This is a genomic window from Bacillus lumedeiriae (genome assembly GCF_044891285.1).
GTDB classification, from domain to species: Bacteria; Bacillota; Bacilli; order Bacillales; family Domibacillaceae; genus Pseudobacillus; species Pseudobacillus lumedeiriae.
Genome location: NZ_JAUIYO010000027.1, coordinates 1 through 13,723, shown reverse-complemented (window position 1 = coordinate 13,723; position 13,723 = coordinate 1). Strand labels below are relative to the sequence as shown.

Annotated in this window: 14 protein-coding genes, 1 tRNA gene, 2 rRNA genes, 1 other RNA gene and 1 other annotated feature; of the genes, 16 read left to right on the top strand and 2 right to left on the bottom strand. The window is 41.2% G+C overall.

The genetic code is table 11. The annotated features are described in order from the left end of the window. Positions 1-94 (top strand): 5S ribosomal RNA (rrf, locus tag QYG89_RS16655); the annotation flags it as partial. Positions 95-292: 198 nt separating this feature from the next. Next, entirely contained in the window at positions 293-769 is a 477-nt protein-coding gene (locus QYG89_RS16650; RefSeq protein WP_404319292.1) for a glutathione peroxidase, read from the top strand. 30 nt (positions 770-799) lie between these two features. Here QYG89_RS16650 and QYG89_RS16645 read toward each other — a convergent pair whose 3' ends face one another. Further along, positions 800-1,759 (bottom strand): YaaC family protein, encoded by a 960-nt coding sequence (locus tag QYG89_RS16645; RefSeq protein WP_404319290.1) that lies wholly within the window; start codon positions 1,757-1,759, stop codon positions 800-802. A gap of 107 nt (positions 1,760-1,866) precedes the next feature. On the opposite strand from QYG89_RS16645, the gene guaB reads away from it, so the two are divergent. The 6 genes from guaB to QYG89_RS16615 all read left to right on the top strand — a co-directional run bounded on the left by guaB (position 1,867) and on the right by QYG89_RS16615 (position 8,330). Continuing rightward, entirely contained in the window at positions 1,867-3,333 is a 1,467-nt protein-coding gene (guaB, locus tag QYG89_RS16640) for an IMP dehydrogenase (RefSeq protein ID WP_404319289.1), read from the top strand. A gap of 153 nt (positions 3,334-3,486) precedes the next feature. Then, entirely contained in the window at positions 3,487-4,830 is a 1,344-nt protein-coding gene (locus tag QYG89_RS16635) for a serine hydrolase (RefSeq protein WP_404319297.1), read from the top strand. A 147-nt stretch (positions 4,831-4,977) separates the two neighbouring features. After that, positions 4,978-5,859 (top strand): pyridoxal 5'-phosphate synthase lyase subunit PdxS, encoded by an 882-nt coding sequence (pdxS, locus tag QYG89_RS16630; RefSeq protein ID WP_404319287.1) that lies wholly within the window; start codon positions 4,978-4,980, stop codon positions 5,857-5,859. Positions 5,860-5,876: 17 nt separating this feature from the next. Then, complete coding sequence (gene pdxT, locus QYG89_RS16625) at positions 5,877-6,464, top strand: pyridoxal 5'-phosphate synthase glutaminase subunit PdxT (RefSeq protein WP_404319286.1); 588 nt, start codon at positions 5,877-5,879, stop codon at positions 6,462-6,464. A 94-nt stretch (positions 6,465-6,558) separates the two neighbouring features. Then, positions 6,559-6,772, top strand: a binding site (T-box leader). 47 nt (positions 6,773-6,819) lie between these two features. Then, entirely contained in the window at positions 6,820-8,097 is a 1,278-nt protein-coding gene (gene serS / locus QYG89_RS16620) for a serine--tRNA ligase (RefSeq protein ID WP_404319284.1), read from the top strand. A gap of 140 nt (positions 8,098-8,237) precedes the next feature. Continuing rightward, a tRNA-Ser gene (locus QYG89_RS16615) sits at positions 8,238-8,330 on the top strand. A 233-nt stretch (positions 8,331-8,563) separates the two neighbouring features. Here the strand turns inward: QYG89_RS16615 and QYG89_RS16610 are convergent. Next, entirely contained in the window at positions 8,564-9,124 is a 561-nt protein-coding gene (locus tag QYG89_RS16610) for an isochorismatase family cysteine hydrolase (protein WP_404319282.1), read from the bottom strand. A gap of 66 nt (positions 9,125-9,190) precedes the next feature. Between QYG89_RS16610 and tadA the strand changes: the two genes are divergently transcribed. From tadA to QYG89_RS16570, 8 genes are all read left to right on the top strand, one after another. Beyond that, positions 9,191-9,703 (top strand): tRNA adenosine(34) deaminase TadA, encoded by a 513-nt coding sequence (gene tadA, locus QYG89_RS16605; protein ID WP_404319280.1) that lies wholly within the window; start codon positions 9,191-9,193, stop codon positions 9,701-9,703. A gap of 97 nt (positions 9,704-9,800) precedes the next feature. Beyond that, an RNA gene (ffs, locus tag QYG89_RS16600) (signal recognition particle sRNA large type) lies at positions 9,801-10,066 on the top strand. 124 nt (positions 10,067-10,190) lie between these two features. Further along, on the top strand, positions 10,191-11,882 hold the full coding sequence (dnaX, locus tag QYG89_RS16595; RefSeq protein ID WP_404319277.1) for a DNA polymerase III subunit gamma/tau: 1,692 nt from the start codon (positions 10,191-10,193) through the stop codon (positions 11,880-11,882). Positions 11,883-11,901: 19 nt separating this feature from the next. After that, on the top strand, positions 11,902-12,216 hold the full coding sequence (locus QYG89_RS16590) for a YbaB/EbfC family nucleoid-associated protein (protein WP_404319276.1): 315 nt from the start codon (positions 11,902-11,904) through the stop codon (positions 12,214-12,216). A gap of 15 nt (positions 12,217-12,231) precedes the next feature. After that, positions 12,232-12,828 carry a recombination mediator RecR gene (gene recR, locus QYG89_RS16585; protein ID WP_404319294.1) on the top strand — a complete coding sequence of 199 codons (597 nt, stop codon included), beginning with the start codon at positions 12,232-12,234 and terminating at the stop codon, positions 12,826-12,828. Positions 12,829-12,833: 5 nt separating this feature from the next. After that, positions 12,834-13,052 carry a YaaL family protein gene (locus QYG89_RS16580; protein ID WP_404319274.1) on the top strand — a complete coding sequence of 73 codons (219 nt, stop codon included), beginning with the start codon at positions 12,834-12,836 and terminating at the stop codon, positions 13,050-13,052. 59 nt (positions 13,053-13,111) lie between these two features. Further along, entirely contained in the window at positions 13,112-13,378 is a 267-nt protein-coding gene (locus QYG89_RS16575) for a pro-sigmaK processing inhibitor BofA family protein (RefSeq protein ID WP_404319272.1), read from the top strand. A 269-nt stretch (positions 13,379-13,647) separates the two neighbouring features. After that, a 16S ribosomal RNA gene (locus tag QYG89_RS16570) occupies positions 13,648-13,723 on the top strand; the annotation flags it as partial.

Below are 13,723 nucleotides of genomic sequence, written 5' to 3'. Positions count from 1 at the left end.
TCACACCCGTTCCCATACCGAACACGGAAGTTAAGCTCTTCAGCGCCGATGGTAGTTGGGGGCTTCCCCCTGTGAGAGTAGGACGCTGCCAGGCAAACGAAAAGAACAGCAGAAGCTGTTCTTTTTTAGTAGTTGTCACTTGCTGCTACACAATGTGAATAATGTCGTAAAATGACGACTAAAATTTTAATGAACTTGTTCATTCATCTTTGTATCCCTTATTTTTGCTATTTGTATATGAAGCAGGATACAATTAGTAGATGGTTTCATTTTTCATGATGGAGGGATATAAATGGAATCCATATATAACATCAATGTAACGAGTAGTAAGGGTGAAATTATTTCCCTATCAGACTTTAAGGGTCAAGTACTGCTGATCGTAAATACGGCTAGTAAGTGCGGTTTTAGAGCACAGTTTAAAGAGCTGCAAAAATTGTACGAAAAATATCAAGATCAAGGTTTTATTGTTTTGGGATTTCCTAGTGATGAATTTATGAATCAAGAATTTGACGAGCAACAAAAAACAGTCGAATTTTGTCAAATCAATTATGGTGTTACTTTTCCTATATTTAAAAAAATAAATGTAAAAGGCAAGGCGATTCATCCTTTATTCAGCTATTTAACTGCCCAGAAATCTGGTTTGTTTACAGAAGCGATTAAGTGGAATTTTACTAAATTTTTGATAAGCCGTGAAGGCATTGTCACTCATCGCTTTGCACCGAAAACATCGCCATTAAAAATGGAAAGAGAGCTTCAGCGTTTATTGTGATCAATAACAAGGAAACTGTCACGCTTATTTTTAACGAGCAAGCCTATTCAAATATTCCCCAATGAGAAACGGGATCTTATATGTTGAAATGTTTAAGAACTGTTTAATTAAAGAAAATTCTTTGCCGGGAGCAAGCTTCAACAAGTCATACCACCATTCGGTTTCGTACCTGGCAATCATACTTAAATTGTAGAGAATCGGGTAGTATATTAACAGCTCAGGGTAAAAGGCCTCCGCCGTTTTGTAACGGGAAAAAACCCATTGATTTTCTAGTATATTAAACCGGCACGGAGCGGGGGGAATACCAGTAGAAATCTTTAATAATAAGGTGTTTTTTTTACTTTGTTGGATAAGTATCCTTTCGTTTGTTTTCTGTTTAAGAAAATCAGCCAGCCGGTTCTCTGTCATCTGATAATCGTCCAAAATTTGTGTAGTCAATGAATAAAGACCAACTTCATTTTTTTTCAGAGGATGGAAAGGAAATTGCTTTGTTTGAAAAGAAAATATATAAGCCAGTTCAGGGATTTGCATGAATAGATCATTCATATTTAGTTTGAAACCCTCCAAATGTTTCACGTGAAACATTTTTTCACTGAAATGGCCAAAAAGTCCGTGACGCTGAGTTTTAACTTCATCGCTTAGAAAAGAATAGTTTTGCTTTTTCTTTTTTCTCGTTGAAAGTCCATGAGCCAATACGTGCACAGTAGCGGGATAAGCAGGATCTACAGCTAATAAACAAGCTTTGATATAATGGCTCAATCCATAAAAGGAAAGAACAGGCTGGATTTCCATAGGGGCCTGAGTGGACTGTTTTAAAAAAATATCTCCGTGTTCCAGGCTGTAGATAAACCGTGAACAATTATTATAAGCGGCTTCCTCGGCATTCGGCCAGTTAAGTGAGTAATATGTATTTTGTAAAAAACTCCTAGAATTTTCCGTATTTTGGTAAGGTAACAAAGGGGTATTTTGGTATAAAAATTGATTGTGCATAATTTCCTCCGAATATTCTAAAAAGTCTAACATATTTAACATGTCTTGACAGTATTTTGTCCAATTGATAACCTACTAATAATATTTTTGACCAGGAGGCCTATAAAATGTGGGAAAATAAGTTTTCAAAGGAAGGTTTAACGTTTGATGATGTTTTGTTAGTACCTGCTAAATCTGATATTTTACCAAAAGACGTTAGTTTGCAAACAGTATTAACAGATACATTAAAATTAAACATTCCTCTTATTAGTGCCGGCATGGATACAGTAACAGATGCACAAATGGCTATTGGAATGGCTCGTCAAGGCGGATTAGGAATCATTCATAAAAATATGAGTATAGAGCAGCAGGCCGAGCAGGTAGACAAGGTGAAACGCTCAGAAAGCGGTGTAATCACAGATCCTTTCTTTTTAACTCCTGAACATCAAGTATTTGATGCGGAGCATTTAATGGGGAAATACCGTATTTCTGGTGTACCTATTGTGAATAATGAAGAAGAGCAAAAGCTTGTCGGGATTTTAACAAATCGCGATTTGCGTTTTATTCAAGACTATTCTATTCCTATTAACGATGTGATGACAAAAGAAAACCTTGTAACGGCTCCAACTGGCACGACTTTAGAAGAGGCTGAACAAATTCTTCAAAAGTACAGAATTGAAAAACTCCCACTAGTCAATGAACAAGGTGAATTAAAAGGCTTAATTACGATCAAAGACATTGAGAAGGTCATTGAGTTCCCTAACTCAGCAAAAGACCATCAAGGCCGCCTCTTAGCTGGCGCGGCAGTCGGTGTGACGAAAGATACGATGAAACGTGTAGAAATGCTTGTGAAAGCGAATGTAGACGTCATTGTCGTCGATACAGCCCACGGACATTCAAAAGGTGTAATTGACACTGTAAAAGAGATCCGTGCTGCTTATCCAGAATTAAACATCATTGCTGGGAACGTAGCAACTGCAGAAGCGACGAAAGAATTGTTTGAAGCTGGCGCGGACATCGTAAAAGTCGGAATTGGTCCTGGTTCGATTTGTACAACTCGTGTAGTAGCTGGGGTAGGCGTGCCGCAAATTACGGCTATCTATGATTGTGCATCAGAAGCACGCAGACAAGGAAAAGCGATTATTGCTGATGGGGGCATTAAATACTCAGGCGATATCGTAAAAGCTCTTTCTGCAGGCGGACATGCTGTTATGCTTGGCAGTTTATTGGCAGGAACAAAAGAAAGCCCTGGTGAAACAGAAATTTACCAAGGACGTCAATTTAAAGTATATCGCGGCATGGGTTCTGTCGGTGCAATGGAAAAAGGATCAAAAGACCGTTACTTCCAAGAAGATGCGAAAAAGTTTGTTCCAGAAGGCATCGAAGGCCGCATCCCTTATAAAGGGCCAGTCTCTGAAACGATCTATCAGTTAGTTGGCGGATTGCGTGCCGGCATGGGGTACTGTGGAACAAAAGATCTGACAGAATTACGTGAAAATGCTCAATTTATTCGAATGACAGGTGCTGGATTAAAGGAAAGCCATCCGCATGATGTGCAAATCACAAAAGAAGCACCTAACTATTCTTTATCGTAAGCTAAAAAGCTGAGGCTGACTTATTTGAGTCAGCCTCAGCTTTTTATTTTGTAAGAAAAACTAGTCCAATTCTCGTCTATATTTTCAAAAGTTACTTATGATACAATAACGGGAGTTCGAATAAAAGTGGAGGGTTTACTAGTGAGGAATCAGATGTTTAAAAAAGGTGTTATTTTCATGCTTAGCCTGCTGCTAGCAATCAGTTTTTTACAGCCGCTGCCGCGTGTACAGGCAGAAGAGCTGGTCAATGTAAATGCTTCGGCTGCTATACTCATTGATTCAGAGAGCGGTCAAATATTGTATGAAAAAAATGCTGATGAAATGCGTGGCATTGCCAGTATGACAAAAATGATGACGGAATACTTGTTATTGGAAGCGATTAAAGAGAAAAAAGTAACTTGGGATCAGGAATACACTGTAAGCGAATATGTTTACAAAATCTCACAAGATCGCAGTTTGTCGAACGTTCCTCTTCGTTTAGGAGAAAAGTATAATGTTCGGGAATTGTATGAAGCCATGACCATTTATTCAGCTAATGCAGCGACGATTGCACTTGCTGAAACAATTGCCGGCTCTGAAGCTGAATTCGTTAAATTAATGAATAAAAAAGGTAAAGAGCTTGGGTTAGAAAAGTATAGATTTGTGAATGCTTCTGGACTGAGCAACAAAGATTTAAAAGGTATGCATCCGAAGCCAGGAACAGTGGAAGATGAAAATATGATGTCGGCAAGAACGACAGCTGAATTAGCTTTTTATTTAATAAAGGATCACCCTGAAGTGTTGAAAACGGCAAGTGTAACAAAGAAAAAGTTCCGTGAAGGCACGGATGATGAAACAAATATGGAAAACTGGAACTGGATGCTTCCTTCTTTAGTTTTTGGTTATGAAGGAATGACCGGTTTAAAAACAGGATCAACAAACTTCGCTGGTTATTGTTTTACAGGAACAGCTGAAAGAGATGGCAAAAAATTCATTAGTGTCATTATGGATGCTAAGGATGAAAAAGGTAAGGGAAGTCCTAAGGCTCGTTTTACAGAAACGAAAAAACTTCTTGATTACGGGTTTAACCAATTAGATCGACAAGAGATCATTAAGAAGGGGAAAACCGTAAAAGGATACGAAACAGCCGATGTAAGCAAGGGAAAAGAAAAGCAAGTGAAAATTCAGCCGGCACAAACCTTAGCTATATATACGGAAAAAGGTGAAAAACCGAACTATAAATTCAATTTAGTTTTAAAAGGTTCGGAAATTACTGGAGATGAAAAATTACTGGCACCAGTGAAAAAAGACAAAGTGGTTGGTTTTTTAACGTTAACTCCTCAAAATGGATCTGAATTAAAATATATTATGAATAAAAAACAGCAAGCAGCTGTGTCAATGGAAGCGGCAGAAACAGTCGATAAAGCTAACTGGTTTGTATTATCAATGAGAGCAATCGGCGGCTTCTTTGCAGGACTTTGGACAGCTGCGATAGATACGATAACTGGTTGGTTTTAATAAAAATCACCTTCTGATCTTGACAGAAGGTGATTTTTCGTGTTTATTAATATTTAGATGAAAAAATAAAATTTTTGAACTAGTAGGAAATTTCTGTGTTTTAACTAGTAAATAAACGTATATCAAAGGTACAGGGGGAGAAACAGAATGAATACAGGTACAGATCGTGTAAAACGTGGCATGGCAGAAATGCAAAAAGGCGGCGTCATTATGGACGTTGTTAACGCTGAACAGGCAAAGATCGCAGAAGAAGCAGGCGCAGTAGCCGTTATGGCTTTAGAGCGTGTTCCTTCTGATATCCGTGCAGCAGGCGGAGTAGCCCGGATGGCTGATCCAAGCATCATCGAAGAGGTGATGAATGCTGTTTCTATTCCAGTTATGGCAAAAGCGCGTATTGGTCATATCGTAGAAGCACGTGTATTGGAAGCAATGGGTGTTGATTATATTGATGAAAGTGAAGTTTTAACTCCGGCTGATGAAGAGTTTCATTTATTAAAAAGCGACTATACAGTACCATTTGTTTGCGGATGCCGTGATTTAGGCGAAGCAGCCCGCCGAATTGGTGAAGGAGCTGCTATGTTAAGAACAAAAGGGGAGCCGGGAACAGGAAACATCGTTGAAGCGGTTCGTCACATCCGTAAAGTAAATGCACAAATACGCAAAGTTGTGAGCATGAATAAAGATGAATTGATGACAGAGGCGAAATTACTTGGAGCATCGTTCGAATTGCTTCTGCAAATCAAACAAGAAGGCCGTCTGCCGGTCGTAAACTTTGCAGCGGGCGGTGTCGCTACTCCAGCAGATGCGGCGCTTATGATGCAGCTTGGAGCAGATGGCGTATTCGTTGGATCGGGAATTTTTAAATCTGATAACCCAGCGAAGTTTGCTAAAGCAATCGTGGAAGCAACGACTCATTACCAAGACTACAAACTAATTGCTGAGCTTTCAAAAGATCTTGGCACAGCGATGAAAGGGATCGAAATCTCTACATTAACACCAGCAGACCGCATGCAAGAGCGCGGCTGGTAATAAAAGGAGCGGATCGTATGGTGAAAATCGGAGTATTAGGACTGCAGGGAGCCGTTCGCGAACATATCCGCTCAATTGAAGCATCAGGCGCTGAGGGCGTTGTTGTGAAAAAAGTGGAGCAGCTTGAAGATCTTGATGGATTAATTCTTCCCGGCGGTGAGAGTACAACGATGCGCAGGCTTGTTGATATATATGGGTTTATGGAACCGCTCAGAGCGTTTGGGCGTGAAGGAAAGCCGATGTTTGGAACTTGCGCGGGATTGATTATGCTGGCCAATAACATTGTCGGTTACGATGAACCTCATATTGGACTAATGGATCTTACGGTTGAACGCAACTCGTTTGGACGGCAAAAAGAAAGCTTTGAAGCGGACTTGCCAATCAAAGGGATGGCTGATTCATACACAGCTGTTTTCATTCGTGCCCCTCACATCGTTTCAGTCGGTGCGGAAACAGAGATTCTCGCTGAGTATGAAGGCCGGATTGTAGCAGCAAGGGATCGGAATTTCTTGGGATGCTCTTTCCACCCAGAGCTGACGGATGATCATAGATTGACTCAGTACTTTGTAGAAATGGTCAAGCAAGCTAAACAAGTGCTTGTATAAAAGAAGCGCGGAAAGGGTAGCTTTTCCGCGTTTTATTATGGGATACTTGCACCGGATAAAAGAATGTAGTACATTAATTTATATCATTTTTATACAAAAATCGATGACAGGAAATAGTAGCAAGTGGTCGTTCGATCAGAGAGCCGGTGGATGGTGCGAACCGGAGGAAGATCCTTGTGAATCCGTCCTTGAGAGAAGTGCTGAACGATTTTTCTAGTAAGCATTTACGGTGAAAACCGTTATCTTTTCGAGTGGGAAGCGATAGGCTTTCAACTAGGGTGGCAACGCGGGTACAACTCGTCCCTTTTTTGGGGACGGGTTTTTTGTATGCAAAAAATGAAAAGGAGGAAGTCATATGTTAGACATTAAATTGTTACGCAGTCATTTTGAAGAAGTGAAAAACCGCTTACAGCATCGAGGTGAGGATTTATCTGCCTTCGATAACTTTGAACAGTTAGACCAGAAGCGCCGTGAACTGCTTGTAGAGACAGAAGAGTTAAAAGGGAAAAGAAACAGTGTATCTCAACAAGTTGCTCAATTAAAGCGTGAAAAACAAGATGCGGATCATTTAATTAAAGAAATGCGTGAAGTGGGCGACCGCATTAAAGAGCTGGATGGACAGTTAAATCAAGTCGAAGAGGAATTAGAGCAGCTGCTAATGACAATGCCGAATATTCCGCATGAAAGCGTTCCAGTTGGTGAAACGGAAGATGATAACATCGAACATCGTACGTGGGGAGAAGTGCCGCAATTTGATTTTGAAGTGAAACCCCATTGGGAAATCGCTGATGAACTCGACATTCTTGATTTCGAAAGAGCAGGGAAAGTAACGGGAAGCCGTTTCGTTTTCTATAAAGGAATGGGAGCTAAATTAGAACGGGCTCTTATTAGCTTTATGCTTGATTTGCATACGGAAGAGCACGGCTATACAGAAATGCTTCCGCCTTACTTAGTGAATAGAACGAGTTTGACGGGAACAGGACAGCTGCCGAAGTTTGAAGAAGATGCATTCTTAATTGAAAAAGAAGACTATTTCCTTATTCCGACATCAGAAGTACCGGTAACAAATTATCATCGTGACGAAATTCTTGATGGTAACGTCCTCCCTATTGCTTATACAGCATATAGCACGAACTTTCGCTCTGAAGCAGGTTCTGCCGGCCGGGACACGCGCGGGCTTATTCGTCAGCATCAGTTCAATAAAGTGGAGCTTGTCCGCTTCGTAAAACCGGAAGAATCTTATGAAGAGCTTGAAAAACTGACAGGCCATGCTGAAAAAGTATTGCAGCTGTTAAACCTTCCGTATCGCGTCATGAGCATGTGTACAGGTGACCTTGGCTTTACAGCGGCCAAAAAGTACGACATTGAAGTATGGATTCCAACTCAAGGGACGTATCGGGAAATCTCTTCTTGCAGTAACTTTGAAGCCTTTCAAGCGCGTCGTGCGAACATTCGTTTCCGTCGCGAGAAAAACAGCAAACCGGAACATGTGCATACATTAAATGGTTCTGGACTTGCCATTGGCCGTACTGTTGCCGCTATTCTGGAAAACTATCAGCAGGAGGATGGCAGTGTCCTTATTCCAGAAGTTCTTCGCCCTTACATGAGAGGGAAGGAGAGAATTTCAAATTAATCGCTGAAGAAGCTGCTCGAAGGTGTCTGGCCCAGCCTGCAATATAGAGGTTGCGAGGCTGGGCACTTTTGTTTGTTTCTTTTTAAAGAACGATATTGACATGAAAGAGAAGGGTATGATAAATTAATCTTTGTCGATAAGGAGGAATACCCAAGTCTGGCTGAAGGGATCGGTCTTGAAAACCGACAGGCGGGTTAAACCGCGCGGGGGTTCGAATCCCTCTTCCTCCGCCATTATTGATAACAAGCGCATATAAATTGGAGATTATAAGAAAGATCCGCTGCTTAAAGCAGCGGATCTTTGTGTGTATGCTGAATATATGGGAAGATACGTAAATGACCGCCTTCAGTTCTGAAAGCGGCATTTCTTTTAAGGAACATCATGTGTAATTTTTAGGCTATGTTAATGACGAGGATTGATTGGAGAGGAAGGCACGAGAACCCCCCAGCGTAAATCAACAGCGGGGTTAGCGAAGCCAATTTTTCATAAATTGCTCGATTTTCATTGTGTCAGCGCGAAGTATAGTTCTCATCATTTCTAGTGCGTAATGGTTATCTTTTTCTGTTTCGGAAGCGATGCCATCTTGGGGGACATAAATATGAAACTCTCTCATATATGCATCGTTTGCGGTGAAAAAGACACAAATATTTCCCGCAATTCCCGTAATAATAACGGAGTCAACGCCGAGTTCATGAAGCAGAGTATTTAATGCTGTTCCATAAAAACCAGAATGCTTTGGCTTAATTAAAAAGTAGTCATCAGAATCCGGTTTCATTTGTTGTATAATAGGAGCGCTCCGTTCATTGGCAGCATGATCAATGATTGTATATAAGTCAGCTTTCCACAAGCTGTAATGGTCGTTTATATAAATGATTGGAATTTGCTGCTCTCTGCAAAATTTTTTTAATTTTAATAATGAAGGACAAATATTCAATGTATGTTTTGCAAGCAGCTCCCCTTTTGGAAAATTAAAATCGTTGATGAGGTCAATCATTAATAAGGCATATCTTCTATTTACATTTGACATATGTATAGCCTCCTTCTTATTCCTATCCTCATTTTTACCCCATTTTGTTTAAAAGGAGCCGGATCAATGAAAAAAAATAATGAATTCTATATGAAATGTGCGATTGCAGAAGCGAAAAAAGCCGGTGATCTTGGAGAAGTACCGATTGGCGCTGTCGTTGTTTTAGATGGAGAAATTATTGCTGCTGCTCATAATTTGCGGGAAACGACACAAAACGCTATCACGCATGCTGAACTTTTAGCGATAGAAAAGGCATGCGAAACAATAGGCTCTTGGCGGCTGGAAAGAGCTCAGCTGTATGTGACGCTTGAACCTTGTCCAATGTGCAGCGGCGCGATTATTTTATCGCGGATTGAACGGGTCATTTATGGAGCGAAAGACCCGAAGGCGGGTTGTGTTGGTACATTGATGAATTTATTAGAAGACAGCCGATTTAATCATCAGAGCGAAGTAGTTTCAGGCGTCCTTGAAGAGGAGTGCGGCCAGCTGCTGTCTGATTTTTTTCGGGAAATCCGTGAGCGGAAGAAGGCAGAGAAACAAAGAATGAAAGAACAGCTGATGATAGACAGTGAAGAGTAGATGTTGCTTTTTTCTTTCTAATGGAGTATAATTTGTTTTGTGTCAACGGAAACAATGATGTTGTTTTTGACACACTAATTATATGGTATCAATTTTGCCGTGCTAGGTGGGGAGGTAGCGGTGCCCTGTACCCGCAATCCGCTCTAGCGGGACTGAATTCCTTCCCGAGGCTTTCTATACTGTAGGGTCTGCCTTAAGTAAGTGGTGTTGACATTCGGGTCCTGCGCAATGGGAACCCATGAACCATGTCAGGTCCGGAAGGAAGCAGCATTAAGTGGACTCTCCCATGTGCCGCAGGGTAGCCTGAATCGAGCTAACTGCTTAAGTAACGCTTATGGTTAGAAGTCGACGGAAGGTGCACGGCAGTTAAATATGAAATGAACAACTCATCCACTTTGGGTGAGTTTTTTTATTAGAACTTTGAAAAAGTAAATCTTCATGATGTATAATACAATTAGAAAAAATTCGGAAAAATGGAGGGGGAAACATGAGCTATCAGGCATTATATCGTGTGTGGCGACCGCAAAATTTTATTGATGTTGTCGGCCAGGAACACATTACTAAAACGTTGCAAAATGCCCTCCTTCAACAAAAAATATCCCATGCTTATCTGTTTTCCGGGCCTCGAGGAACGGGGAAAACGAGTGCGGCAAAGATTTTAGCCAAAGCGGTGAATTGTGAGAAGGCACCGTCAGCAGAACCCTGTAATGAATGTGCTTCATGTCGGGGGATTACGGATGGATCGATTCAAGATGTCATCGAAATAGATGCGGCTTCTAACAATGGGGTGGATGAAATTCGTGACATCCGCGATAAAGTGAAATATGCACCGAGTGCGGTGAAATATAAAGTGTATATTATCGATGAAGTACATATGCTTTCTACGGGGGCTTTTAACGCCTTGTTGAAAACGCTGGAAGAGCCGCCGAAGCATGTTATTTTCATCTTAGCAACAACCGAGCCTCACAAAATACCTTTAACGATTATTTCCAGATGTCAGCGGTTTGACTTTAAACGAATTACTTCACAGGCGATTGTCCGCCGCATGGAGCTAATTATGCAAGAGAGCGGCTTGGCATATGATGAACAGGCGCTGCTCATTATTTCTAGGGCGGCAGAAGGGGGCATGCGGGATGCATTAAGCCTTCTTGATCAGGCCTTGTCTTATAGCGATCATCATTTAACAGAGGAAGATGCGTTAACGGTGACAGGAGCGATTGGCCAGGAAATGCTGAATAAGCTTGCTGAAGCGGTATTAGAGAAAGATGCTGCAGCTGTGCTGGCCATTTTAGAAAAGTTATTGATGCAAGGAAAAGATCCTGCTCGTTTTGCGGAAGATTTCGTGTTATATTTTCGTGACATGCTGCTATATAAGACAGCCCCTAACCTGGAGGAATCGCTCGAACGGGTGATGGTTGACGAGGCGTTTGTTTCCGTTGCGAAAAAAATAGAGCTCGAACAAATATATGATTATATTTACATACTGAATCAAACGCAGCAGGAAATGAAGTTCAGTAATCATGCGAGAATTTATATGGAAGTGGCCCTTGTCAAAATGTGTCAGCCTCGCATTTCTCAAGTGTCTGCGGATATACCGGCAGTCCAGCAATTAATCGGCCGGATTGAGTTGCTTGAGAAAGAAATCCAGCAATTAAGAAGTCAGCCGGTACAGCCGGGGGAGAAGATGGAAGCGCAAGGAACCGCTAAACGTCCAAATCGTTCGTCAAGAGGATTTAAGGCCCCCGTTGCAAAGATTGAAAACGTGCTTTCTGAAGCAACGAAACAGGATATTCAGCTCATTAAAAGCCGATGGGGGGAAATGCTCGACATTCTTAATCAGAGGCAAATGCGCTCACAGGCGGCTTTATTAAATGATGCTGAGCCTGTGGCTGCCTCTAAGGATGCTTTCGTGTTAAAGTTTAAATACGAAATTCACTGCCAGATGGCGACCGAAAACAAACATTTCATGGATTCTATTTCTTCCATACTTCATGAATTGATCCAGGCCGCCTATCAAGTGATTTGTGTACCTGAAGAGGTGTGGCTTACTATTAGGCAGAATTTCATTAAGACACAGAAAACAGACGGCAGTGAACAGGAGAGCGGGCAGGAGGAAGACCCTTTTATTGCCGAAGCGTTAAAGCTAGTAGGAGAGGAACTGCTCGAAATTAAAGACTAACAATTGGAGGATGATTGATATGCGTGGAATGGGAAATATGCAAAATATGATGAAACAAATGCAAAAAATGCAAAAGAAAATGGCTGAAGCGCAAGAAGCCCTTTCTGAAAAGGAATTTGAAGGAACAGCAGGCGGGGGAATGGTGACGATTAAAATGTCGGGCCAAAAAGAAGTATTAGATGTTGTAATTAAAGAAGAAGCAGTGGATCCTGATGATGTGGAAATGCTCCAAGACTTAGTACTTGCAGCCACAAATGACGCTCTGAAAAAAGTGGATGAAGAAACGAATAAGACGATGGGCCAATTTACAAAAGGGATGAACCTGCCTTTCTAGGAGGTTATGCTAACAATGTACTATCCTGAACCGATAACAAAGCTGATCGACAGCTTTATGAAACTGCCAGGCATCGGGCCGAAGACAGCGGCTCGTCTGGCGTTTTTTGTATTAGATATGAAGGAAGAGGATGTCCTCGACTTTGCTAAAGCTCTCGTAAATGCCAAAAGAGATCTGACCTACTGTTCGGTATGCGGGCATATTACCGATAAGGACCCTTGTGCCATTTGTGAGGATGAACGACGTGACCGCAGCGTTGTCTGTGTTGTTCAAGACCCAAAAGACGTGATCGCTATGGAGAAAATGAAAGAATACAATGGACTATATCACGTACTAAATGGGGCTATCTCTCCTATGGAAGGGATTGGTCCGGAAGATATTAATGTGCCCGATCTGTTGAAGAGATTACAAGATGAAACGATTGGTGAGGTCATCTTGGCTACAAACCCGAACATTGAAGGGGAAGCAACTGCTATGTATATTTCCCGCCTATTAAAACCATCTGGTATCCGTGTTACCCGCATTGCGCATGGTCTGCCAGTCGGCGGTGACTTGGAATATGCTGATGAGGTCACTCTGTCAAAAGCACTCGAAGGCAGAAGGGAAGTATAGGAAAGATGTTTTTTCGGAAAAAAGCCAAACTAAATGCAGACTATAATGAACAATTGATTCATTTGTTAGAGCAGTCAAGGCGGGAATGGTTTAAATACCGGGAATTGCTGCGTTTGAGTTTCGAACCGAACGAAGAACTAGCTGCCCAAACAAAAATGTATGAAGCCAGGTATTTCTTTTTATTTAGAGAAGCGAGAAAGAGAAACATCAGCATAAAACAATAATTCCGCTCATATTCTTGAAATGTGGACAAACTTCATTAAAAGAATAGGAGAGAAACGATGTGTATATTGCTGGGGGTGCGATTCTTTTTATTTTGTTGATTAGTCTTCTGGCGAGTATCTCATCACCTGCATCACCGCTAAAATTAACAGGGATTGTTTTTGTGAAGCTGGCAGCAGGAGCATGCTTTCTTTTTCTCCTAAATTCATTCAGCGGGGATTATGGACTGCATGTGCCAATCAATATTGTTACCTCTGCTGTTGCTGGTATTCTTGGTATCGCAGGTGTAGCAGCTCTAGCTATTATTCAGTTATGGATTATTGGATGAAGCAGCATGGCTTAAGCTATGCTGCTTTTTGATGTGTTTTTTTTAAAAAAAGTGTTGACGAACTCTTGTACACTTGGTATATTAAATAACGTTGTTGCTGAAAGAACTATATAGGCAATAAGAAATATTAAAAAAAGTTGTTGACTTTTAAATAACAACTTGGTATGATAATAAAGTCGCTTAGGTGCGGCGGTCGAACATTGAAAACTGAACAAAAAACATGCCAGTAAGTTAATTCTTATTTAAAACAATTGAGCAAGTCAAACATCTTTTTGGAGAGTTTGATCCTGGCTCAGGACGAACGCTGGCGGCGTGCCTAATACATGCAAGTCGAGCGGACTTGAC

Bases quoted from the DNA above. Each gene is read 5' to 3' on its own strand.
- QYG89_RS16650 (WP_404319292.1), top strand. From the start codon at position 293: ATGGAATCCATATATAACATCAATGTAACGAGTAGTAAGGGTGAAATT.
- QYG89_RS16645 (WP_404319290.1), bottom strand. From the start codon at position 1,759: ATGCACAATCAATTTTTATACCAAAATACCCCTTTGTTACCTTACCAA.
- guaB (WP_404319289.1), top strand. From the start codon at position 1,867: ATGTGGGAAAATAAGTTTTCAAAGGAAGGTTTAACGTTTGATGATGTT.
- QYG89_RS16635 (WP_404319297.1), top strand. From the start codon at position 3,487: ATGTTTAAAAAAGGTGTTATTTTCATGCTTAGCCTGCTGCTAGCAATC.
- pdxS (WP_404319287.1), top strand. From the start codon at position 4,978: ATGAATACAGGTACAGATCGTGTAAAACGTGGCATGGCAGAAATGCAA.
- pdxT (WP_404319286.1), top strand. From the start codon at position 5,877: ATGGTGAAAATCGGAGTATTAGGACTGCAGGGAGCCGTTCGCGAACAT.
- serS (WP_404319284.1), top strand. From the start codon at position 6,820: ATGTTAGACATTAAATTGTTACGCAGTCATTTTGAAGAAGTGAAAAAC.
- QYG89_RS16610 (WP_404319282.1), bottom strand. From the start codon at position 9,124: ATGTCAAATGTAAATAGAAGATATGCCTTATTAATGATTGACCTCATC.
- tadA (WP_404319280.1), top strand. From the start codon at position 9,191: ATGAAAAAAAATAATGAATTCTATATGAAATGTGCGATTGCAGAAGCG.
- dnaX (WP_404319277.1), top strand. From the start codon at position 10,191: ATGAGCTATCAGGCATTATATCGTGTGTGGCGACCGCAAAATTTTATT.
- QYG89_RS16590 (WP_404319276.1), top strand. From the start codon at position 11,902: ATGCGTGGAATGGGAAATATGCAAAATATGATGAAACAAATGCAAAAA.
- recR (WP_404319294.1), top strand. From the start codon at position 12,232: ATGTACTATCCTGAACCGATAACAAAGCTGATCGACAGCTTTATGAAA.
- QYG89_RS16580 (WP_404319274.1), top strand. From the start codon at position 12,834: ATGTTTTTTCGGAAAAAAGCCAAACTAAATGCAGACTATAATGAACAA.